Source organism: Marinomonas sp. GJ51-14, from assembly GCF_055808695.1.
In genome coordinates, this window is sequence record NZ_CM147879.1 from 43862 (window position 1) to 68084 (window position 24223).

General features: G+C 39.7%; 21 protein-coding genes. 13 read left to right on the top strand and 8 right to left on the bottom strand.

The features are described from left to right. The first annotated feature begins 18 nt into the window (after window positions 1-18). The 3 genes from AC0L3Y_RS00235 to AC0L3Y_RS00245 all read left to right on the top strand — a co-directional run bounded on the left by AC0L3Y_RS00235 (window position 19) and on the right by AC0L3Y_RS00245 (window position 5605). A complete protein-coding gene (locus AC0L3Y_RS00235; protein ID WP_473467295.1) occupies window positions 19-1746 on the top strand; it encodes an OFA family MFS transporter in 1728 nt (575 codons plus the stop codon). A gap of 198 nt (window positions 1747-1944) precedes the next feature. Beyond that, on the top strand, window positions 1945-3996 hold the full coding sequence (locus tag AC0L3Y_RS00240) for a methyl-accepting chemotaxis protein (RefSeq protein ID WP_473467297.1): 2052 nt from the start codon (window positions 1945-1947) through the stop codon (window positions 3994-3996). 208 nt (window positions 3997-4204) lie between these two features. Beyond that, window positions 4205-5605, top strand: coding sequence for an EAL domain-containing protein (locus AC0L3Y_RS00245; protein ID WP_473467300.1), 1401 nt, complete (start codon window positions 4205-4207; stop codon window positions 5603-5605). Between the two features lie 61 nt (window positions 5606-5666). On the opposite strand, the gene yegD is transcribed toward AC0L3Y_RS00245, so the two are convergent. Beyond that, entirely contained in the window at window positions 5667-7031 is a 1365-nt protein-coding gene (gene yegD / locus AC0L3Y_RS00250) for a molecular chaperone (RefSeq protein WP_473467303.1), read from the bottom strand. A 264-nt stretch (window positions 7032-7295) separates the two neighbouring features. Between yegD and AC0L3Y_RS00255 the strand changes: the two genes are divergently transcribed. Together AC0L3Y_RS00255 and AC0L3Y_RS00260 are read left to right on the top strand one after the other, a co-directional pair. Then, a complete protein-coding gene (locus AC0L3Y_RS00255) occupies window positions 7296-9161 on the top strand; it encodes a DUF294 nucleotidyltransferase-like domain-containing protein (protein ID WP_473467307.1) in 1866 nt (621 codons plus the stop codon). Window positions 9162-9169: 8 nt separating this feature from the next. Then, complete coding sequence (locus AC0L3Y_RS00260; protein ID WP_473470561.1) at window positions 9170-9883, top strand: 3'-5' exonuclease; 714 nt, start codon at window positions 9170-9172, stop codon at window positions 9881-9883. Between the two features lie 114 nt (window positions 9884-9997). Here AC0L3Y_RS00260 and AC0L3Y_RS00265 read toward each other — a convergent pair whose 3' ends face one another. The 4 genes from AC0L3Y_RS00265 to AC0L3Y_RS00280 all read right to left on the bottom strand — a co-directional run bounded on the left by AC0L3Y_RS00265 (window position 9998) and on the right by AC0L3Y_RS00280 (window position 14279). Then, window positions 9998-10576 carry an NnrU family protein gene (locus tag AC0L3Y_RS00265; RefSeq protein ID WP_473467309.1) on the bottom strand — a complete coding sequence of 193 codons (579 nt, stop codon included), beginning with the start codon at window positions 10574-10576 and terminating at the stop codon, window positions 9998-10000. A 231-nt stretch (window positions 10577-10807) separates the two neighbouring features. Continuing rightward, a complete protein-coding gene (rnk, locus tag AC0L3Y_RS00270; RefSeq protein WP_473467313.1) occupies window positions 10808-11221 on the bottom strand; it encodes a nucleoside diphosphate kinase regulator in 414 nt (137 codons plus the stop codon). 852 nt (window positions 11222-12073) lie between these two features. Then, a complete protein-coding gene (ilvN, locus tag AC0L3Y_RS00275; RefSeq protein ID WP_473467317.1) occupies window positions 12074-12565 on the bottom strand; it encodes an acetolactate synthase small subunit in 492 nt (163 codons plus the stop codon). A gap of 1 nt (window position 12566) precedes the next feature. Further along, window positions 12567-14279 (bottom strand): acetolactate synthase 3 large subunit, encoded by a 1713-nt coding sequence (locus AC0L3Y_RS00280; protein WP_473467319.1) that lies wholly within the window; start codon window positions 14277-14279, stop codon window positions 12567-12569. A gap of 428 nt (window positions 14280-14707) precedes the next feature. Between AC0L3Y_RS00280 and AC0L3Y_RS00285 the strand changes: the two genes are divergently transcribed. From AC0L3Y_RS00285 to AC0L3Y_RS00310, 6 genes are all read left to right on the top strand, one after another. Next, window positions 14708-14968: a hypothetical protein gene (locus AC0L3Y_RS00285; protein WP_473467322.1), complete on the top strand. Its 261-nt coding sequence runs from the start codon at window positions 14708-14710 to the stop codon at window positions 14966-14968. A 60-nt stretch (window positions 14969-15028) separates the two neighbouring features. Next, window positions 15029-16102, top strand: a complete 1074-nt coding sequence (gene queG / locus AC0L3Y_RS00290; RefSeq protein ID WP_473467326.1) for a tRNA epoxyqueuosine(34) reductase QueG — start codon at window positions 15029-15031, stop codon at window positions 16100-16102. 108 nt (window positions 16103-16210) lie between these two features. Beyond that, the gene (gene moaA / locus AC0L3Y_RS00295) at window positions 16211-17221 is read left to right on the top strand and encodes a GTP 3',8-cyclase MoaA (RefSeq protein WP_473467330.1); all 1011 of its coding nucleotides are present in this window, start codon (window positions 16211-16213) and stop codon (window positions 17219-17221) included. Window positions 17222-17233: 12 nt separating this feature from the next. Then, complete coding sequence (gene moaB, locus AC0L3Y_RS00300) at window positions 17234-17773, top strand: molybdenum cofactor biosynthesis protein B (protein ID WP_473467334.1); 540 nt, start codon at window positions 17234-17236, stop codon at window positions 17771-17773. Between the two features lie 5 nt (window positions 17774-17778). Then, window positions 17779-18972: a molybdopterin molybdotransferase MoeA gene (locus AC0L3Y_RS00305; RefSeq protein ID WP_473467336.1), complete on the top strand. Its 1194-nt coding sequence runs from the start codon at window positions 17779-17781 to the stop codon at window positions 18970-18972. Window positions 18973-19056: 84 nt separating this feature from the next. Next, window positions 19057-19482, top strand: a complete 426-nt coding sequence (locus AC0L3Y_RS00310) for a hypothetical protein (protein ID WP_473467340.1) — start codon at window positions 19057-19059, stop codon at window positions 19480-19482. 37 nt (window positions 19483-19519) lie between these two features. Here the strand turns inward: AC0L3Y_RS00310 and AC0L3Y_RS00315 are convergent, their stop codons facing one another. Then, a complete protein-coding gene (locus AC0L3Y_RS00315; protein WP_473467343.1) occupies window positions 19520-20440 on the bottom strand; it encodes a LysR family transcriptional regulator in 921 nt (306 codons plus the stop codon). A gap of 158 nt (window positions 20441-20598) precedes the next feature. Continuing rightward, entirely contained in the window at window positions 20599-21510 is a 912-nt protein-coding gene (serB, locus tag AC0L3Y_RS00320) for a phosphoserine phosphatase SerB (RefSeq protein ID WP_473467346.1), read from the bottom strand. 146 nt (window positions 21511-21656) lie between these two features. On the opposite strand from serB, the gene AC0L3Y_RS00325 reads away from it, so the two are divergent. Together AC0L3Y_RS00325 and AC0L3Y_RS00330 are read left to right on the top strand one after the other, a co-directional pair. Continuing rightward, on the top strand, window positions 21657-22397 hold the full coding sequence (locus AC0L3Y_RS00325) for a YtjB family periplasmic protein (protein WP_473467349.1): 741 nt from the start codon (window positions 21657-21659) through the stop codon (window positions 22395-22397). A 59-nt stretch (window positions 22398-22456) separates the two neighbouring features. After that, the gene (locus tag AC0L3Y_RS00330; RefSeq protein WP_473467351.1) at window positions 22457-23101 is read left to right on the top strand and encodes a hypothetical protein; all 645 of its coding nucleotides are present in this window, start codon (window positions 22457-22459) and stop codon (window positions 23099-23101) included. Window positions 23102-23219: 118 nt separating this feature from the next. On the opposite strand, the gene rpoS is transcribed toward AC0L3Y_RS00330, so the two are convergent. After that, window positions 23220-24215 carry an RNA polymerase sigma factor RpoS gene (gene rpoS, locus AC0L3Y_RS00335; protein ID WP_473467354.1) on the bottom strand — a complete coding sequence of 332 codons (996 nt, stop codon included), beginning with the start codon at window positions 24213-24215 and terminating at the stop codon, window positions 23220-23222. Between the last annotated feature and the right edge of the window lie 8 nt (window positions 24216-24223).

Below are 24223 nucleotides of genomic sequence, written 5' to 3' on the forward strand. Positions count from 1 at the left end.
CCCATAAGGACATCCCCTATGAATTATCTTCGTTTTCTTTTATCTTTTTTAATGAAAGATAAAATAATTGCCTCGCCTAGTTTTAACCGCTGGCTAGTGCCACCCGCCTCTATTGCCATTCATTTATGTATTGGTTCTGTCTATGCATGGAGTATCTTCAACCCTGCACTCACAAAAGAATTTGGTGTTGTAACAAGTGCCGCCAATGACTGGAGCTTAAGCAGTGTTGTATGGATATTTTCTGTTGCCATTGTATTCCTTGGCCTATCTGCCGCTGTAGCGGGTAAATGGCTAGAAGAGGTAGGCCCTCGTTGTGTCGGTGTTACCGCTGCTTTCTTATGGGGTGGTGGTTTTATCCTTGGCAGCATAGGTATTTCAACTCATCAACTCTGGCTAGTGTATCTAGGCTATGGCGTTTTTGGTGGTTGTGGTTTGGGATTAGGTTATGTATCCCCTGTTTCAACCTTATTACGTTGGTTCCCTGACAAACGTGGCATGGCAACAGGGATGGCAATTATGGGGTTCGGTGGCGGTGCCATTATAGGTGCCCCCTTAAAAACTTTCTTACTGGAAAAGTTTGCTGTGGCTCCAACTTATCTTGGTCCAGAATCTGCCGTTCAGATGATCACTGAAGGTGGTCGACGCTTTGCTGAAGTTGCTAATGAAAAAGTAGAAGTTGTTGTTGCTACATTAACAGAAGCATCAAAACTACCATCACCAGGTGAAGCCGGTGTTTATGTCGTCGGATCGGGTGACACAGGTGCATCTAGTGTTTTCCTAACCTTAGGGATCGTGTATTTCCTCATCATGTTGGTTGCCTCTTTCTTATATCGTGTTCCAGCAAAAGATTGGAAGCCAGAAGGTTGGACACCATCAGAAAAAGACAAGAAAAATACCATGATCAGTACTAACAATGTACATATTGATCAGTCTCTTAAAACACCTCAGTTTTGGTTACTTTGGCTGGTTTTATGCCTCAACGTCACAGCTGGCATAGGTGTTATCGGCATCGCTAAAACTATGATGACAGAGATCTTTGGCTCAACTTTACCAACCATTGCAACGGCCTCTTTCGCTGGAACTTACGTACTTATGATTTCAGTATTTAATATGTGTGGTCGATTCTTCTGGGCTTCTGCATCGGACTTCATTGGTCGTAAAAATACATACCATTGCTTCTTTATTATAGGAACCGTTTTATACCTTTCTATACCTTTTGTTGCGTCTGCAGTAAGTGCCGATCAATCCGTTACTTGGTTAATTATGTTTTACGCCGCAACCATGATTATTTTTACTATGTACGGTGGTGGATTTTCGACAATACCTGCGTATCTTGCAGATATTTTTGGCACCTTACATGTTGGTGGAATACATGGGCGTTTATTAACAGCATGGGCAACTGCAGGTGTATTAGGACCGTTTGTTATTACCTACTTGCGTAATTTATCTGTTGAAAGAGCTATACATGATTTGGCGAGTAAAATAGATCCATTACGATTTGAAGCGAAATTCAATGCATCTATTTCTCAGCTCAATGAATTGATTACAGCCAAAACGGTTACAGTTTCAGCATTAATGGAAATTTCCCCAAGCGGAACTGTTGACCCCACATCAGGTTTATATAACTCCACTATGTATGTAATGGCTAGCTTGCTTGTAGTTGGTTTTTTTGCAAACTTAATGGTGCGTCCTGTAAACCAAAAACACCATGTTGAAAACACGCACCCAAACCAAACGGTACAATAGAAACTAATTAAACTAAAAACAAAAAGGCCGTTAACACGTCCTTTTTGTTTTATTTAAAATTAAAGGAGGGCTCAACACATATTTTTCAAGTAAACTCCAAATTAACAATGACTTGAACAAATAGGGTTGTTTTATTCAAGCATTATAATCTTACTTGATATTTGACTCATCGGACCAAGAAGTAAAAGGTATTATTATATGATAAAAGGAATAAGATTTATCCCCGTTGCTCATCAACTCGCTATCACTGTTTTTACTGTTTCTATCATTTGTTTTGGAACTCTTAGCTGGCTAGCATCAAATAAATCCTATAATGGATTTATGGAAAGCATAGAACATGAACTTCAAATCAGTGCAACTCAAGGAGAAACCCTACTTAACTTTTATAATGAAAACTTAGAAAAAAGCACAGACAGATTAGCCGATATTTTTTTTACTCTTTTTCCCGATGGTATCAACGTTAGTGATATTGATACTGTCAAAATTGGAGAATATGACAGTCCTTTAGCAACGAATTCAGGAGAAGTAATCAACCTAAATTTCGATAAACCAGACCAATTTACAAATATGACTGGTGGTACTGCCACTGTTTTTATCCGTTATGGTGATGACTTTCTTCGCATAAGTACCTCTCTTAAAAAAACCAATGGTGACCGTGCATATGGCACATTATTAGGTAAAAACCATCCTGGTTATGAAAAATTAATTAATGGTGAAACCTACTCAGGTCCAGCTGATCTTTTCGGTCGTAATTACATGACCAAATACGTACCTTTTAAAGATAGCGAGGGGCAAGTAAACGGCATTCTATATGTAGGATTTGACTACACAGAAGGTTTAAAAAACTTAGAGGATAAAATCAATCAGCTATCCTTTGGTGAAACTGGAAAAGCTACTGTTATCAATATTAAAGAAGGTAATAACTTCGGCAAAATCATGATTGATTCCGATCACAAAGGAAAACTCTTTACTGAAATCGGCATTAAAGATTCTGACAAATACCTAGCCATGATTAAAGAGAAAAACAAAGGGTTCTTTTTAACAGAGCAAGAAATTGATGGCGTGATTAAGGAAAAAGTCATCGCATTTAGTCATGCTGACAAATGGGGATGGGCAATTCTAACTGGCGGCCCTGTTGAAGAGTTCACCCTTGTTGCTCACTCTGTTCGTAATAATCTAATTGTTATTTCTCTTGTTTGCGCCATTATTTTGGTTCTTTTGATCACTTTTATTGCACAGCGAATTTTATCTCCATTAAAGCGTGTAGGAAATGATTTGCAAGAACTCGGTAGCGGAAATCTCTCAACTCAACTATTTACGAATACTCAAAATAACCGAGAAAACAGCAGAAATGAAATAGACATTTTATTTGGACATGGTCGTGACACTGTTTCGCAATTACGTTCAATGCAAACAGAAATTAGAACATGTATGGAGCTGTTAGCCAATTCTAGTGATCAGGTCCACACCACAGCATCTATCGCTTCTCAAGGTATAACTCAACAACAGATAGAAACCGATTTAGTCGCAACAGCCATGAGCCAAATGGTAATTGCAGTAGAAAATGTTTCACAGAACGTGACAGATACCACTAACGAAACCCAAAGAGCAGATGAAGAAACAAAAGCAGGTACACGAGTCGTCAATGACATGGCAAACGACTTGCAAAACTTAGCCGATGTTGTTGGTAAAGCCTCTACAGTTATGCAAGATGTAGAAAAAGAAACTGAAAACATAGGCTCTGTTCTAGAAGTTATTCGCAGCATTGCCGACCAAACCAACCTACTCGCCTTAAACGCTGCCATCGAAGCGGCAAGAGCCGGTGAGCAAGGCCGTGGTTTTTCAGTTGTGGCGGATGAAGTAAGAACACTCGCAAGTAGAACCCAAGTCGCAACAACCGAAATTGAGGGAATGATCACACAACTTCAAAAACTCTCTAAAAGTGCTTCTGTTGAAGTTCAACATGGTAAAGATCAAGCAATTCTCAATGCAGAAAAAGCATTATCAGCCAGTCAAGGGCTATTAAAAGTGACTCAATCTGTCAGCTTAATCAACAGCATGTCTATTAATATAGCCAGTTCAATTACCGAGCAATCAGCAGTTGCAACAAGCGTTAACGAAAACGTTTCTAACATTCGTACCGTTTCTAATGAAACAGCTAATGGTGTAGGTAAGATGATGGAGACAACACAAGTCTTATCTGAGGTATTAACGAAACTACAATCATCAGTTGATCGCTTCTCACTATAGTAAATTTTTCTAAGGTAATGGCTGACAGTTTACTGTTAGCCATTTTTTTGGCTATACAAAATTATTAATAGGACATTTCAAGTAAAGCTAGACGAGAGAAAACAATTCTTTTTAGAGAAATTAAATCGAATAAAGATAATACATTTCGTTACAAATACAAAAATCCTAATGCCTTTTTCTTAGTATAGAATCATTAAGCCTTTATCTTATGGATTTGATGATGTTCCTTAGAAAAATGAGAGTTTTTGTAATTAGTCTCATCTGTGCTTTATCTCTTTCTTTCTTATTAGGAGAAGCAGAAAGCAATAGGATATCAGCACAAGAATCTGAATACATTTCATTTGAAAATAATAAACAAATCTTTTTTTTAGAAAACCTTTTTCAATCCATCGCCTCCACTCTTAATCAAACATCTCATCTTTATAAAGGAGAATGCTCTGCTGATTTACTCAATTTTATGCGAAAATCCATCTTCAACATTGATGGCGTAATTGAAATAGGTATCATCAAAAATGGAGAAAATGACAGTACTTTAGTGTGTAATTCTTGGGGGAAGAATCATTTCAAAGTCAAAAAAACCTTACCCCATGATGGCTTTTTATTTTCAGGCCCTCATACTTCAAACTTCTATCACGAAAGAATATCTGTTATTAAGAAAACTACAACAGACTATGAATTTAATGCTCTAATCAAGCAGTCATCTATTGAGAATCTACTACAGAATATAAAACTTTCATCCTCCTCCATACCTAAAGCGGTGTTAAGAGCAGATGAAAAAGAAGTTTCTTCTCAACTTATTTCTAACCTAACCTATACATATCAATACAAAACCAAAGTTAAAACATCTAATCTATTTTATATTTCAACCTTTGCACTTTCCTTTGCTCTCTTTCATTTTATAATTATTCCATATTTAGTATTTACGTTTAAAAAAGCAGGCCTCAAAAGAAAAATACAAAATGATGTTTTTTTCAACGTGTACCAACCTATTGTTAATACCGACAACAAGACTATTTTTTCATACGAAGTTTTCACTCGATGTGAAGGTCAAAATAACGCCCTCGATATCATAAAAGAGATTAAGTACCACAACCTTCATGTCGAACACACCTTGAGACAATTGGAAAAACTAGAAGAAGAAAAAAAACATTTTAGTTGTAAAAACTTCCAAGTAAACTTATCAGCACGACACCTCACTAATGACAAGATGATCACCTATTTGTCTAAAATTGCTATGGGATCGAGAAGGGAAATTATCATTGAAATCACTGAAGACGAAGATCTCTTTAAGAATCGCGAAAAAGTAAAAAAGTCCATGCAACAACTGAGAAACCTTGAATATCGCTTTGCATTAGATGACTTTGGTTCCGGCTTCTCAAACTTTTCTTACATTTTTGAATTCGAATTTGACTTCATTAAGATTGATAAAAGTGTTTTACGATTTAAAAACGAGGCCTTTTTTCACTCGTTTCTGGAAATATTTAACACATTGGAAATTCCTTGCATCATAGAAGGAGTAGAAAACGATACGGATAAAAAAAGATTGGATTCAATTCATATAAAATATCACCAAGGCTGGCTATACGGAAAACCTCAGAAAGCCAGCTAAAGTAAAACAATAGAACTTTAAGTTATGCCCTATCCAATTGAATAAGGTATTCCTCTAATTTTTATCTAAAAATACGTTCAGACCAAACTGTTAAACCCGCTGCAACACTACCAAAATGATCACCATCTAACACTGGCACATCACCAATTCGTTGCTGAATCGCATCTCTAATCACAGGGGACTTTGCCGACCCACCCGTCATATAAATTAGATCTGGACTCTCACCCGCTTGCTCAATGGCTGCAGTCATTAATCGCAACATTTTCTCTAAGGGTGGATCAATGGATTTCGCCAAGGCATCACGTTGAATAGAACAAGCTAAACCCATTTCTATATAATCCATAAGTACCTTGTGCTCCATTTCATCGGACAAGGCTATTTTGGCTTCTTCCGCATTGCGAACAATATGGTAATTGTGCTTCTCTTCACGCATTCGCAAGAAACGCTCAATCAATCTAGGTTGCGCGGCATCTAAACGAAGCTGCTCAATTTGATGCTTTGTTTCCATACTGTTGAATGTCGAAATAGCAGAAACATCATTAGTTGTGACTGCATTCCAATACAATTGCGTTGGCATCGGCAAACCATTTTTTAGCAAGGTGTCCATACCGAACAAGGGCATTAGATGTTTCCCTGCAATGCGAATATCTAAATCATTTCCTCCAACCCGTTCACCTGTGTGCCCTAGAAAGTCAGCACGACGATCTATTTTACCTAGGTATTCCGGTCCCATTCGCACCATAGCGCAATCGGTTGTACCACCACCAATATCAACAACAAGCACAGTTTTGTTTTCAGAAAGTTTGGTTTCAAAATCCAAACCAGCAGCAATAGGTTCATACAAAAATTCAATTTCTTTAAAGCCAGCCCGCTTACCTGCTGCTGTGAGAATTTCTAATGCTTGGCGGTTACTGGCTTCCGAGTCGATACCTTGGAAATTCACCGGACGACCAATCACTGTGTGTGTAATTTCTTCGCCAAGGTGCTTCTCCGCATTTTGTTTGATGTTTTGCATCATCGCGGCAACCACATCTTCAAAGAAATTAATGTGCTCTGATCGCAACCCTGTCGCACCTAAAAACGACTTTGGTGATTTTACAAAGTAGCCATCTTCAGGCCATTGAAAATATTCATCAAATGCCGCCCGACCAAAGAACAACGTCTGATCATTATCATCAATGTCTTCTTCTCGGCGAGCACGTTGTGCACGAGTAAGAACATGCTGCCGAGACGACACAAACGCTTGGCGATCATCTCCTACTAACATGTTTTTACCAACGAATTCTGTAATAAGGTCTCGATCTAATGCGTATAAAGTGGAAGGCAAAAAAGTGTATTGTCCTTCCAAGGGAACAAGACGAATATCAGTGTCTTGAGACAAACCAAGCGCACAGTTAGATGTTCCATAATCGAAACCGCAAATCATTCTATTTATAACCCCTGAAGTTAAATTTATTAAGTCTGAAAGATAGATAAGTTAAGAGAGATAGGGAATAAGAGCCGTACATACTCTTCTTAAAAAAATGTCTTTATTTAATTACCTTAAAAGTAACTTTCTATAATAACAGGAAAGAAGAAATGAAAGGAGAAGAACTGATAAAGCAAGGTATAAGTAAGCTTTACAGTGGTGTAATATATAATCATACAAATAAAATTCAGGCCTTTAAATGGCCGTCATTCGGTACCCTTTATGATTCAATCACTACTGCCTAACATTCTTGAATTCATACACCAAATTGATCCATTCGATAAGTTGCCACCTGAGTTACAGAAGAAAATCGCCAGTTCAGTTAACATCAGTTATTTAAGCCGTGGAGAAAAAATTGACTTCCACCCAGGCGACCCTAAGCGTTTCCTTTACATCATTCGTACTGGCGTGATGGAACAGCGTAAACCCAATGGCGTATTACGTGCCAAGCTTGGTCCACAGGATCTATTCGGCTTTACCTTTTTGGATGACCATGCGGCTGGTGAAGAAAGCTACAGCGCGATTGCTTTAGAATCCACATTACTTTATCTGATCCCACACGAAGCCTTAGAGAAACTGCTAGCAGATCACCCTGAATACGCAGAACACTTTGCCTCACAGGCGCAAATACGAATTCAAAACGCCCTCAATGTGGTGTGGTCCGATAATGACAAAGGTCTGTTTGTTAAAAAAGTGTCTGAAGTAACCAATAGCTTCCCTGCGGTAGTGACCTCTGACATGACCATCCAGCAAGTCGCCCATGAGATGCGTAATGTTATTCGCACTTCTACCGCAGTGATCAAAAACAAAGGCCGAATCGTTGGTGTTATTACAGACCGAGACATGACTAAACGCGTTATTGCAGACGGCGTCAATATTGATAGGCCCATCAGTGATGTAATGACCAAATCTCCGCTTACGGTTGGTCCAAATGACTTGGTTCTTACTGCTGCCACTTTGATGATGCAAAACAACGTCCGTAGTCTTCCTGTGGTCAGTGGTCATAAAGTACATGGCCTTTTAACCACTTTCGATATGGTGCAAAAAAACCGAGTTCAAGCCATCTTTTTGATCGACACAATGAAACGAGCCAAAACCGTCGAAAAACTGGTGTCATTAACCTCCGAGCGTCAAGCCATTTTTGAAGCTCTTGTGGAAGGTAAGGTTCGCTCTGAAATTATTGGCCAAGTAATGGCAATGATTTACGATGCATACAATCGTCGTATCATTCAATTAGCTGAAGAAAAATTTGGCCCAGCACCCTGTAAATTTGCTTGGATTGTTGCTGGTTCTCATGCTCGAAATGAAGTTCATATTTCATCCGATCAAGACAATGCTCTAGTGATTGACGACTCTGCTACAGAGGAAGATTTGGAATACTTCAAAACCATGGCAGACTTTGTCTGCAAGTCTTTAGATGAATGTGGCTTTACCCTTTGTCCTGGTAACTTTATGGCGTCCAACCCTAAGTGGACTCAGAAACTAAGTACGTGGAAAAAATACTATAAAGATTGGATCACCACGCCAGACCATAACGCCCTATTGAACGCCAGTGTATTTTTAGAAACTCGAAGCATTTATGGTGAAAGCGCGTTTTGCGACATTCTTCATCAACACCTTCACAAAATCATTAGCCAAAACCGAAGTTTCTTATCCATACTCATCAATGACGCGGTGGCGGTTTCACCACCACTGGGGATTTTCAATAATCTCGTATTGGAAAAAGGCGGTGAAAACAGCAACACACTCAACATTAAAAAATACGCCATTACCTTGGTGGTCGATTTAGCGAGAATTTACGGAATTTCTGTTGGCTGTACATCAACCAACACCGAAGAACGTTTCCGTTTTGCCCATAAGAAAAAGGTACTCAGCGAAGATGCCTTGAAGAATATTATTGGTGCTTATCGCTTCATTTGTCAGTTGCGTTTCACTCACCAATTCGAAGCGTTAAAACAAGGAGATGAACCAAATAATCACATTGAACCTCAGTCTTTCGGTAGCTTTGAGCGCATGCATTTAAAAGACGCGTTTCGTATCATTTCGAATTTGCAAGATGCCGCCAAACTCAAGTTCAGTGGAGCTTAATATTTGTGATGAATTTATTAGATCGTTTTCATCCGATACATCAGCTTGAAAAAAAGCGGGCGACCCTTATTGCCGAAGGCAACTTGCCTGAACCAATAGCGGAATTATTGGGTGAGCCCTATCCTTTGCCAGACGCTAAATTGAATGAGCTGGAATTTTTGGTATTCGATTTAGAAACAACCGGATTGGACCCCAAGAAAGACCGTATTTTAAGCATAGGTCATTTGCTAATTCATAATATGTTGGTAGACATCAGTACCTCTGTTCACACCTACATCAAGGCAGAAAAATACGTCAAACCAGAAGCTGCCGTCATCAACCATATTGTTCCGGAGATGCTCAGCGAAGGACAACTTTTTGATGAGGCCATGCACGATTTATTTCGCGCTATGAAGGGAAAAATTCTCATTGCCCACGGCACGGTAGTGGAAAAGAGCTTTATCGACACCTACGTCAAACTACGTTTTGGCTTAGAGCCTTTACCACTACTTTGGTTAGACACACTTATTTTAGAAAAGTCATTACTGAGAAACAAAAACGATACAGGCACAGGCGATTACCAGTTAGCATCGGTTCGTGAACGCCATAATTTACCACCTTACTTAGCACACAATGCTTTGGCTGACTCTATTGCTACTGGTGAACTTTTCTTAGTACTGGTGAAGATAATCTATGGTAAATCCATACCGTTACTCAGCAACGTCTACAAACGTATCTACTAAGTTTAATAATTAGACATCAAAAATTAGAAGCTAAAAAAACGCCTGCTAAAGCCATTTAGCAGGCGTTTTTTTGTAAGCCTTATAAAGCGAGCGATTCTAATACATCCGATAAGACTAAACCAAAGGTGAAACACCGATCACGGCTTTATGGAAAAATAGAACAATGGCAAACCAAGACACCAAGGTAAATCCGAAAGCGATCAGGTCAAATCGAATATTAGATTCTTCTGGTGTAACGCCTTCGTTTCTATCACGACGACGGAAAACAGCGAAACTTACAATCGCCCAAATCAAGAAGCTACCGAATAAAAGCACATCGGCTAAGTTACCATTACTGAGTAAATGGGCAAAAGCCCACAACTTCACAGACAAATACAAAGGATAGCCCGTCACTCTTCTCAAGGTGGTTTTTGGCACCAAAGCCGAGCAAAAGAAAAACAAGGCAACCAGCATAATTAAGCTAGTGACATGCGGCATAAACACAGGTGGAAACCACAACCAAACGGGTGCCAACCGAGCTTGACCATAACCCATAAAAATGAAACCAATAGATAGCAAAGACAACATACTGAATCGAACTCGCCAGCTCATCAAACCCGCTTTCGTCACTGCCATTTTTCGCCAATCAGGAACAAATAAACGCACACTGTGTACCGCGAAGAAAATCGCTAACCCTACTATCAAAATCAACATATCAAGATGTTCCTTATATCTTAAAAAATCTACTTACAGCTAGAGTGACTAAAAGTGCCATCATTGCTCAATCGCTGAGATTATAAAGTGAAACAAGTGATAGGTTAACCTATTCCGCTTTTCTTATGACAACCAACATAAAAAAAGGACTGCTCTAACTAGAACAATCCTTTAATTCATTTATAATCTTCAAGTATTTACTTAGCTCTGAAGTGTCTGAGTCTTAGTCATTTAAAGCTGATACTCACCTGATCTCTCTGGTTGGAAAGTAATTTGAATAATTTTAATTTTCAAATTACCACCACCTGGTTTTGGCCATTCAATCTCATCACCGATAGAAAGACCAAGCAAGGCACTACCAACTGGGGCCAAAATTGAAATTGTTTTACCGCTTGAATCCATGTCTTTTGGATACACCAAGGTCAATTCAAATTCTTTGTTTGTCGACTCAACGAAAAACTTCACCGTTGAATTCATGGTAACAATGTTATCTGGAACTTCCCTTGGCGCTACAACCGTCGCACGTGCAAGCTCTTCTTCTAGCTCATTAACACCCGCAACAGCACCTTTAGGTAAGGAATCTATTAGGTCTTCCAGTCTTTGTGAATCTAAGGAAGAGATTGTTATCTCTGGTCTTGTTTTCATTCTTTCCTCATTAACTATTCATATAGTTTTACTATGGTATCAGGCATACCTGCCATCTTTGTATTACTTGAAAGCCCCTTACTTTGACTCTTTCGTCGTAGCGGTAGCTGAATTATCTGGTTTCCCATAACCAACATGATCGCACAATCATGGTGCAAAAAACATTAATGTTTAAGAGCGACATTAAACGTCAACTACTAAAGAATGGCAACTTCAATAAAGTGAGCTATACGGGTAGAAAAACAGCGAATGAAACTCAGAGCAGATCAATAGAAGTATCAGTGATGGATTTAGGGAATTTTAATAGCATCAATTAGTTGGATACGTTTTTCATGGGATTACTTGAGTTCTTTTTACTTATCTAAATCCCCTTTGCCAGCATAACAATATATGCTGAAACTCGTTTTTCAATATATAGAACTTTAGTAAATTTCAAAAAGTGATAATCTACAGTAAGAAGCTATGGAATAGATTTCAGGAAAATCTAGCAATTCTGCAAATACATTACCTACCTTCATTTGATTTTTAAAATTTTTCATCTCACTTGTTATGTGGATCTACCAACCAGCTCAAACAATCCATGGTGAAGTTTTTAAATATCTTCTTATAGAAAACGTAGAGTCCTCACTCACTTTTTCCTAGATAAAAAAGCACTTTCCATCAATTTAAAAGTCACGTTTACATTGATGGAAAAAATGAATTCGAATATTCACCGAACTGCGGTTTAAGAGAGAAGGCTTTGTGACTTTAATTCGCAGTAATACTTCAGGATTCGTCCCTGCGGGTTTACCACAAGTTACAAACACAAAAAAGCCGCTCATATGAGCGGCTTTTAAAATCGCGTAAAAATAATTACAAAGACAAGGTCTTCTCACCACGAGCGATACCAGAAACACCAGTACGAACCACTTCAAGCAAATGAGCACCGCCCAAGGCTTGTAGGAATCCGTCTAACTTGTCTGATTCACCAACGATTTGAATCGTGTAGATAGAAGGTGTCATATCAACAATGTTGCCACGGAAGATATCAACCGTACGTTTCACTTCGGCACGTTGAGCGCCAGTGGCACGTACTTTCACCAACATCATTTCACGTTCGATGTGCTGACCTTCGGTTAAGTCCACCAGCTTAATTACGTCAATCAACTTGTTTAGTTGCTTAGTGATTTGCTCGACGACCTGGTCAGAACCGTATGTTGTCAGTGTTAAGCGAGACAAGGTTGGGTCATCCGTCGCCGCTACGTTCAATGATTCGATGTTAAAGTTACGCTGAGAAAACAAACCTACAACACGCGACAAAGCACCCGGCTCATTTTCCATTAATACAGATATAATGTGTCTCATATTAAGTACGCTCCGTTTTGCTCAAGAACATATCGCGCATTGCACCACGAGGTACTTGCATTGGATACACATGTTCATCTGGATCTACGTAACAGTTGATGAAGACAAGTTGGTCTGTCATTGCAAACGCTTCTTCCATCTTGGCATCAAGTTCATCTTTACTTCTGATCTCAACGTATTTATGACGATAAGCGTCCATCAATATTTTGAAATCAGGTAGAGAATCCATGAACGAATTCGAGTAACGACCTTCATAGTTCATGTCTTGCCATTGGCGAACCATGCCTAAGTAACCATTATTCAAACACAAAATTTTGACCGGCAAACCGTATTGCAAACAAGTCGAAAGCTCTTGAATATTCATCTGAATACTGCCTTCACCTGTTACACAAACAACCGTTTCTTTAGGAAAGTTTAACTTCACCCCCATTGCAGCAGGAAGGCCAAAGCCCATCGTGCCTAAACCACCAGAATTAATCCAACGGTTTGGTTTATCAAACTTATAGTATTGTGCAGTAAACATTTGGTGCTGGCCTACGTCAGAGGCAACAAACGCATCGCCTTTGGTTGCTCGCCAGCACGCTTCAACAGCCGCTTGAGGTTTGATTTTATCGTTGCTCGTATCGTAACGGCCACCGTGAACTCCACGCCATTCATTAATTTGCTTCCACCAGCTAACTAAAGCTTCTGTGTTAGAGCTTTCACCTTCAACCAAGGACAACATTTCTTCTAGAACTTGCGTAACAGGGCCAACAATAGGGACGTCTGCACGAATCGTCTTAGAAATCGCAGCTGGGTCAATATCAATATGAATAATTTTCGCACCAGGACAAAATTTGTCTGGATCATTCGTTACGCGGTCATCAAAGCGAGCACCAACAGCAAGAATCACATCACTGTGATGCATTGTCATGTTTGCCTCGTAACTACCGTGCATGCCTAACATGCCAACGAATTGCTTGTCGGTTCCAGGGAAACCGCCCAAGCCCATCAGCGTATTAGTAACCGGGACGTTCAAAGATCGTGCTAATTTAATAAGCAAATCTGAAGCACCACCCAGAATAACACCACCACCGGCATAAATAATTGGGCGCTTAGCCGCTAGTAGTAAATCAATCGCTTTCTTGATTTGACCACTGTGGCCTTTTGTTGGTGGCGTATAAGAACGCAGTGATACAGATTCTGGGTATTTGTACTCGAACTTTTCAGTCGGTACAGCCATGTCTTTTGGAATATCTACAACGACAGGGCCCGGTCGACCTGAATTGGCAATGTAATAGGCCTTTTTCAGGATCATAGGGATTTCTGATGGATGCTTAACTGTGAAGCTGTGCTTAACAATAGGACGAGAGACACCAATCATGTCGGTTTCTTGGAAAGCGTCTTCACCAATCAAGTAACTCATTACCTGACCACAGATTACTACCATAGGGATAGAATCCATGTAAGCAGTCGCAATACCAGTCACTGTATTGGTTGCACCTGGGCCCGATGTTACAAGAACGGTACCAGCCTTACCTGTGGCACGCGCATAGCCATCCGCCATATGCGTTGCCGCTTGTTCATGCCTAACCAGAATGTGTTTTACATCATTTTGACGATGCAGGGCATCGTAAATATGAAGTGCGGCACCACCTGGATAACCATAGATATATTCAACTCCCTCATCTTTGAGGAAGCGGGCGATCATTTCACCACCGGATAATAACTCCACCTTGTTACCCTCTATAGTATTCATCTGTTTTTAATTTTTTTAAGTACGGCTATTGTAACCGCATAAGACAAGCAGATTAAAGTTGATAGAACGAAGTTTGCAAAACTAACTGAGGTAACGACTAAAATAGAAGTACTCAAACGCAATAAATCGCAGTTTTTACACTGTCCGCGTTTTTTCGCGAGGAGAAGTATAAGATGACAATATTGCGTCATACTATACTTGTGCTTAATCAGAACGAATCTGATTGAGATGAGCTAGTGGCCCATAAAAAGGAGTCATCGACATGGTGTTGTCGAATTATATGAGTCCATTCTGGCTTCGGTCCTAATTTTTGTCAACACAAAGCATACTAAAGCGGCATAAAAACTTGCTCTAACCTACACTTCATGGTGTTATAGCGGAATAATTTTATTAGGAGTTTTATCATGTCTAATGAGCTCAACAGACAACGTGTTATTGATGAGTTTTTACGCTGTTTTCGTAAAATGCTGATGGATCCTGAATTGGCTGGAGAATTAGTCCGTATCGCTAAGGAAAACATCAATGAACCTGATGCTTACCAACGCATTGCAGAAGAAGTATCAAATCAAACGACAATTAAAATCCAAGAAGAACACACAGAAGCAGATCGTATGTTTATCAAGTTATTGATGGACGTTGTTAAAGGCGACTCTCAGCTTTACTAATTTTTCGTTCTTTCCACTAGGCTGAAATTACGGCCTAGTGTCAGCTATTTCGGTACTCACTTGCTTCCTTCGTTTTTATCCAGTCCAGATGACCTACAAAAGCTTGCAGATGATATTAAATCATGGGCAATTGACTTTGGCTTCGCAGAAGCCCGTATTGTCGAGCCTGACCTAGCCCAATACAAAGACGAATTTAACCAATGGATTGATAAGCAATATCACGCTGGTATGGACTATCTAGCCAACCATGGTGATATGCGTTTCTATCCTGAGCAGCTGCATCCCGGCACTCGTCGTGTTATCTCCTTACGTATGCATTATCTCCCCCAATCGGTAGAAACCGTTGGCCGCTTAAAAACCAAAGATAAAGCCTACATTGCTCGATATGCATTAGGACGTGATTATCACAAATTGATACGCAAACGACTGACTCAACTGGCTAAAAAAGTAGAACAAGAAGTGGGCGACCATGGTTATCGTGCTTTTGTTGATAGCGCCCCTATCTTAGAAAGGCAAATTGCCGAACAGGCTGGAATGGGCTGGATTGGTAAAAATACTTTATTGCTCACACCAAAAGCAGGCAGTTGGTTTTTACTCGGTGAAATTTTCACTAACCTCCCTCTTCCTGTTGATGAACCCATGACAGATCGACATTGCGGTAGTTGCACTGCTTGCCTCACTCAATGTCCTACCGACGCTTTTGTCGAACCTTGGATTTTGGACGCAGGTAAATGCATTTCTTATTTAACTATTGAGCATAAAGGCCCAATCCCAGAACCTTTACGGAGCAAAATGGGCAATCGCATTTTTGGTTGTGATGATTGCCAGCTTGTCTGTCCTTGGACAAAATTTGCAAAGTACACGGAAGAAGCCGATTTTCAGCCAAGACACGATTTGGATTCAGCTGATCTAGTTGAACTATTTACATGGGATGAAGACACTTTTCTGAAAAACACAGAAGGTTCACCCATTCGTCGTACAGGCTATGAAAACTGGCAACGGAACATTGCCGTTGCCTTAGGCAATGCGCCCACCAGCGACATGACAGTTCAAACCTTGGAAAACGCCCTCCACACATCTTCCGAACTTGTAAGAGAGCATATTGTCTGGGCTCTTGAGCAACACAAACGCTAACCTTATCCATTTGAAATAACTGTAAAAAATAACGCCTATATTCTTTTACTACTTTGCTTAATCAGCCGTTTTTTGTTTTGATAGGGGCTTATCTAACGAGGTATTTTTTTGATAACGGACGCTCTTATCGACCCCTTTGGTCGAAAAATAGATTACTTACGCATCTCGGTCACTGATAGATGTGATTTTCGCTGTACTTATTGTATGGACGAAGACGTTACTTTCTTATCGAAAGAGCACGTTCTGTCTCTGGAAGAGATTGTCCATGTAGCGAAAACCTTCATCGCTATGGGAACTAAGCATATACGTATCACTGGTGGTGAACCATTGGTTCGAAAAAATGTTCTCTGGGCACTAGAGCAAATTGCCAGCACAGAAGGGTTAGAAGAATTAACCATTACCACCAATGGTTCCCAGCTTTATAAAATGGCACAGGATCTTTTTAATGTTGGCGTGTCTCGTATCAACATTAGTTTAGATACATTAAAAGCAGATCGTTTTTTTGCTTTAACTCGAAAAGACAAATTCCAGCAAGTCATCGACGGTATTGAAGCCGCAAGTAAACTTCCTTTCAAGCGATTAAAAATCAACAGTGTCGTGTTGAAAAACCATAACGACGATGAGCTATACGATCTAGCGAAATTTGCACTAGATCGAAGTATGGATATTAGCTTCATTGAAGAAATGCCATTGGGCGTCATTACAGACCACGATCGTGCAGAAACCTATTTATCCAGTGATGATGTTATTGATACTTTAAGTAAACATTACACACTGACACCAAGTGATATTAAAACAGGCGGTCCTACTCGCTATTATCATGTTGCTGGATCAAGCCATAAAATTGGCGTTATTTCGCCTCACAGTCATAATTTTTGCGACACCTGTAATCGTATTCGCCTTACGGTTGAAGGTCGTTTATTACTTTGCCTAGGCAACGAACATTCGAAAGATTTGAAAAGCGTGATTCGTAGTAGTATGCAACATTCCAGCTTAGAAAATTCAAAAGAATTAGAAAACGCCATTATCGAAGCATTGGCACTCAAACCTCAACAACATCATTTTAATCTCGATGAAGCCCCTCAAATATTGCGCTTTATGAGCGCGACAGGCGGCTAGATAAGGAATCCTATGGCTAAGACACCTACTCCATTTCGTCCATTAAACATCAGCGTTTTAACCGTATCAGATACTCGAACTATCGCTGAAGATACGTCAGGTAATGCACTCATTGAATTACTCACAGAAGCAGGCCATACATTGGCCGAAAGAAAACTGGTAAAAGACGATGTGTATCAAATGCGTGCGGTTGTCTCAAACTGGATCGCAGATGAAGCAACTCATGTGGTGCTGATAACAGGTGGCACAGGTTTTTATTCAAGAGATAGTACACCAGAAGCTATGACACCATTATTTGATAAAACAATTGAAGGCTTTGGCGAGTTATTTAGACATATCTCTTATGGCGAAATTGGTACCTCTACCATTCAATCTCGTGCAGTGGCAGGGTTGGCGAATCAGACGCTTGTTTTTTGTTTACCGGGCTCCACTGGCGCTTGTAAAACAGCATGGAACGGTATTTTAAAAGAGCAGCTCAATGCGTCACACAGACCCTGTAACTTTGTCAGCATGTTAATTGGGCCTTATGAGTCCATTCAACACGGGGCCTAAGTATTATGTCGACTTTATTAGCCTTTGAAGATGCTTTAAAAGCAATCGAAAACAGTGCAAGTATTCGAGTTACCAGTGAGCTTCTCACTCTATCCAATAGCACTGGAAGAATTCTCGCCAAAGATATAGTCGCAAACATTTTTGTACCGCCCCATGATAACAGTGCGATGGATGGTTATGCTTTAGCCGCCAAGGATTGGCAAGCAGGTAAAAGCTTTGTCGTAAGCCAACGCATTCCTGCTGGTCAACATCCCACGCCTTTAGAACCAGGCACATGTGCAAGGATTTTCACTGGTGCCAGCATCCCTGATGGTGCAGATACCGTTGTGATGCAAGAAAATACGCAATCACTAAACGATAAAGTCATCTTTAATCAGCCTCCACCAAGCAGAGATAATATTCGTCCAAAAGGACAAGATATCAAAGCAGGCCAAACCGTTGTTAAAGCAGGCCAAAAACTAACCCCTATGCACATAGGATTACTTTCTAGCTTAGGCATTACTGAAATTAGCGTATATAAACAACTGCGTGTGGGCATACTTACAACAGGAGACGAACTTGTCCCTGCTGGACAAAGCCTACAACCTGGACAAATATTCAACTCCAATGGTCCTATGTTAAGCGCTCTAGTTACTCAAGCTGGCCATCAGGTTGCCCAATGCCTTCATGCCACTGATACACCAGAAGATACAGAAGCAGCATTAAAAACACTAATGGCTTCTTGCGATGTGATTCTGTCTTCCGGTGGTGTGTCCGTTGGAGAAGAAGACCATGTAAAAAGCGTCCTTGAAAAGTTGGGAAGCGTACACCTTTGGAAAATAGCCATTAAACCGGGGAAACCTTTGGTTCATGCAACACTGGAAGGTGTTCCATTCATTGGGCTGCCAGGAAACCCTAGCTCAACCCTTGTTACTTACCATTGGTTTGCTCGACTTTTACTTTCCATTTGTTCTGGGCAAATTGCAGAACGTCCTCGATCTTATTTGGTTGATGCTGGTTTTAGCCGAACAAAAACAATTCAACGAGATGAGTTTATACGCGTCGCAATCGGAAGCGATGGATTAGCCTATGCACATCCACAACAAAGCTCTGGAGCACTACTTGCTGCCTGTGAAAGCCAAGGTTACTTACATATCAAAGCACACACACCAATTGAATATGGTTGCTCCTATTGTTTTTACCCTTTCTACGGCTTTTAACCGCTTTTTCCCCAGAACTCGCCTAGACTACAAATAGCGCACTGTGAAAAGTGCTATTTGTAGTCTTATCTAAAGGCGAAAAAAATGAGAAATATAGAGTGGGAAGAATCCCTTTATAAACATCAGCATGCCATGATAAAACGGCTTGATGCTTTTAGAAAAGGAACAAAAGAAGTTGAATATTCCAAAGATGAAATCATGATCATTGAACATTCATTTCAATTACTCGTAGCTTCTATGCTGGATCTTGCCAAATACGTATTGAATCACCATTATCAAACAAAGGTATCTTCTCGAAAAGAGGTATTAGATGCATTGATTCTAAATAAAGACGTGACCCATGAACAAGCCACGCAAATAAACTCTTTAATTTTATTAAGAGATCAAGTACTTCACGATTACCTAGAAGAAAACTTTGTTGATTTAAAAGAAGCAATGACTCTTAGACGATACAGTTTAGTGGAGGTTTTAACCAAAGAATGGACGACCCGTCTATCGAGCACTGAATAATCAGGCTCAATTAGACAAGCGTTAACAAAGAACTTTATTAAGTGGAAGCATCTAAAAAAGCTTGTCTTAATAATCCTCTAAACCATCTATGAGCAGCATCATGCTGGAAGCGTTCATGCCAAATCATAGAATAGTCAAATCGGCGCGTCACGAATGGCAATTCATACAAGACAATATCAGATGCCGTTTCAACCATATCCTCAGCAAAAAGCCTTGGTACTGTTAATAACAAATCACTGTCCATCACTACTCTTGCCGCTGGAACGAAATTAGGTAGATTTACCGCAACATGCCGCTTTTCCCCTAATTTTTCTAATTCTCTATCAACCGCAAAATATTCACGACGCCCTAATACCACCTGAACATGACTGGCTTTCAAATAGCTTTCTAAAGTTAATACACCTTGAATGGCTGGATGATTTTTACGTGCCAAGCAAACCATCTGGTCACTTTTCAGGCGCATAGCACGAATACCTGCCGGTGGCTCTTTTGAAAGGACAGAAACAGCGACATCGATATTGGTCTGATCCAAATCTGCCACCATATCTTCATGCCAAGACTTAACGTCTAAAATAGCACCAGGAGCTTCCTGCCGAAATTGATCAAGAATTTTCGGTAGGACTGTCAAAATACCAAAATCAGTAGTAGATAAAATAAAACGACGTTTACTGGTTTGAGGGGTAAACTCACTAGGTTGAATAATGCTTTCTAAGCCTTTAAGCGTATCACCCAACAAGGTAGATAGTGTTTCGGTTTTAGCTGTAGCAGAAAGTCCGTGAGATGTCCTAATAAATAAAGGATCATTAAATATGTCACGTAGACGAGATAAGGAACGACTGACGGCTGGTTGAGAAACATTCAGTCGTGTGGCCGCTTTTGTTACATTAAGCTCTTCAATTAAAACCTGAAAAACGTACAACAAATTTAAATCAATATCAGACAATCTTATTTCTGACAAAACATCACCTCAACCATTTTTATTAGAGTTATAACCATGAATTATAACAATCTTTTAGAGATGACAATAGCAATCTATGAAACAAGCACCAAAAAATGGCACTATGGTAATTGCGCCATTAACAAAAAGTGCTTATTCACCTATCTCTCATCACAAAACTAAACAGACAACTTTCGGATCTCAGAAGAGGTCATTCCTAATAGATATAAGATGCCATCCAAACCCAGGTTGTTCATCGGACATGGTGCTTGTTTTCTAACAAGAGGCTTGGCATGTAAAGCAACACCTAATGCAGCATGGTTCAACATCAAAAGATCATTGGCTCCATCTCCACAAGCAATCGTTTGCTTCCAATCCACCTGTTGCTCTTCAACTATTCTCGTCAACAGCATTTTCTTACGCTCACCATCAACGATTTCACCTAGATGCTTACCTGTTAATTCATTTTTTTTGATTTCTAATATGTTGGCATGCACTTCTGACATACCGTACTCTGCCTTCACCCTGTCTGCAAAATACGTAAAGCCACCAGATAAAATAGCCGTATGCCAACCATAATGATGCAAAACCTTCATTAAGGTAGAAATACCATCCATGTGCTGAATTCTGCTATAGACACCATCCATGACATCACTACTTAGGCCTTTTAACAAAGCAAGACGTTGTATAAAACTTTCAACGAAATCGATTTCACCACGCATGGCACTTGCTGTCACGGCGGCGATCTGCTCTCCGATACCTGCATCAACCGCGAGTTCATCCATCACCTCAGCTTTGATTAAAGTCGAGTCCATATCAAACACAGCAACGCCACCACGGCGAATATCCAAACTTGTTCCTTGATAAATATGGTCAATGCCTGTTTCATCTGACAAAGTGAGAAGCTCTGCTGTAATAGCCTCAGTATCAGCTACCTTTGTTTCTAATCTAACTTGTGCAACTAATACTGAATCTTCATTGTCCGTCAGTAGACAAGAAGATCCCCGCAGTCCACGTGTGTCCAACCAAGTATTAAATTGATCTAAATATTCAGAGTTCAAAGAACCGATGAGAGTGATACTGGCAGACATAAATACTCCTAATTCAATAAGACGCCTACTATAGCAAATCGTTTTCTTTTCGCTAAGCACCTGTTCTACTTTAAAGAATTCAGAAAATGGCCGTTATGATGTGTATACTTTAGTCATTGTTCTATGAGTTATCCCAAAGGAAGTGAATGGACACCCAACCTAAAATTAAGATGGTCGCTGCTTTTATACGTAAAAAACTAAGCGCGTCGGTTATCACTGTGGCAACTTTTATCTCGCTGATGATTCTTACCGTGTGCATTTTTTGGTACACCATGACTCATGCACTTGGTAACTATTTATCACAACAAACGGAAGTTCTTGGCAGCAGTTTAGCAACCCAAGCAGCTTTTAATGCTACTCAATCCATACTTACCAATGATTTATTAAGTTTAAATGTTTTACTTAATCGATTAGTAGTAGACGATAATATTCTAAGTGCTCGCGTATACAATAAAAAAGACGAATTACTTGCCGAGGCCGACAGTAGTGGCTCAGGAATGCAATCAGAACAAGATTATAGACCAAGCGATGGCCGTCGCGTTTACAGTTCCAGCATCAAATTTCGAGACGATATCGTTGGACATGTATTAATTACGATAGACAAAACACCAGCACAAGCGACCCTCCAACATTTAAACAATTTACTTATTGGTGTTGCCATCTTTATCTGCGCTATAGCACTTTTACTTGTTGTGCTAATGACAAAGTGGCTTTTCACACCAATTACCGAGGCAAGTAATGCGCTTATTTCTTATACACAAGGCAACAAAGCCAATCAGCTTAGACCGGCAAAATACAAAGAAGCTAGAGAAATTCATCTAGCGGTGGAAGCTATACAAACTTTAGAACACTCCCCCCTGTTACTGAAAAAGCTGTTAAGACAATAAAAACTGAAATAGAAACTCCAAACGAAGAAAAATCAGCAACAAAAGAAGCTCAGTATGAAATGAATTTTGATGCACTTTTTGAAGAATCCAAACAGCGTAACTGTGTGCTGTACTTTGATATTCTCAATTTAGATGAATGGCATAAAAATATGACGCCATTGCAAGTGGCAAATTTATTAACTCCCATTTACAGAGCCATATTTCAAGCCAGTGACATGTATTTAGGTCAAGTTCATCAACATAAAAATGATTCTGCTATTATTCTTTTCAGTGCGATGAACTCAGAAGACAATCTATATCTGAATGCAGTAAGTACAGCTCAACTCTTCTTAGGATTAATGGAAAAATTACTCGAAAATGAGCTTTATAAAGACACACCAAAACTCAATTTCCATTTAGGTCTTCATCAAGGAAATCCGAAAATCAGTAATATGATTAAGGAAAATCACTTTAAACCCGATGAAATTAAAGACTTAATAAACAACATAGAACAAATGAGAAAAACAGAAAGTGTCAATACGCTGGTAATTAGTGATGATATTTTCACTTTATCTCACATACAAAACCGTGTTTTCACAGGTCTTCCAGAAATAATAGAAGATGATGAAAAAGAAATTCTAGCTTATGAAGTTAAAGGCATGTCAGACAAATATAAAGTAAAAATCCAACAACATATTGTCGATATAACAGGCGTAAGCGAATAGGTAGAGAGTTTTAAAACCTATTTCAGGACGGGACAGTTAAAATAAAAAAAGCCCCTTTACAAAGTGTAAAGGGGCTTTTACTTATTTATAGCAAGTATTCATTGAAGGCTGAAGACGATTAGCTATCAAAACCAATCACGTCATCCAACAACAAACCTTCCTTGTCCATTATTAAACGTAATTTACGTAGCGCTTCTACTTGAATTTGTCGAACCCGCTCTCGCGTTAAGCCTATCTCTTCACCCACATGTTCCAATGTACTTGCTTCATGCCCTCGCAAACCAAATCGACGTGTAATCACATCACACTGCTTCTCACTTAACTCGTCCAACCAATGCTCAATTCCTTGAAGCACATCGCCATCTTGACGGTCTGCCTCGGGACCTTGATGAAGATCATCAGCTAACACTTCAACAAGACTTTTGTCGTTATTCTCGCCGCCAAATGAAGCATCAATAGAACTTACCTTCTCATTCAATCGAAGCATTTTTTGAACATCTTCTACTGGACAATCAAGCATGTCTGCAATTTCTTCAGCGCTTGGTTCATGATCAAGTTTTTGTGTTAATTCTCTAGCCGCTCTTAAATATATATTGAGCTCTTTCACTACATGAATTGGCAAACGAATGGTTCGAGTTTGATTCATGATGGCTCGTTCAATGGTTTGTCGTATCCACCAAGTAGCATAGGTTGAAAAACGGAATCCTCGCTCAGGATCAAACTTTTCAACCCCTCGCATCAAACCAAGGTTACCTTCTTCAATAAGATCCAGAAGTGATAAACCCCGATTTAAGTACCGACGAGAAATTTTAACCACTAAGCGTAAATTACTTTCAATCATACGCTTACGGGCCTTCTCATCACCTTTAAGAGCAAGACGTGCGAAATACACCTCTTCCTCAGCACTCAGTAAAGGAGAAAAGCCTATTTCACTTAAATACATTTGAGTGACATCAAGGTTGCGACTTTTATCTGCTTCGGCATACCGAGCATTTACGGCAGATTCAAATTCTTCGTTAGTATCTTCTTCATAGCTATCAAGTGGAGTATCGAGGTCAAAATCACCAGCATTTAAAACTTTCGTTTCTGTATTATCCCTATTTGCTAACTTCATATCCCCTC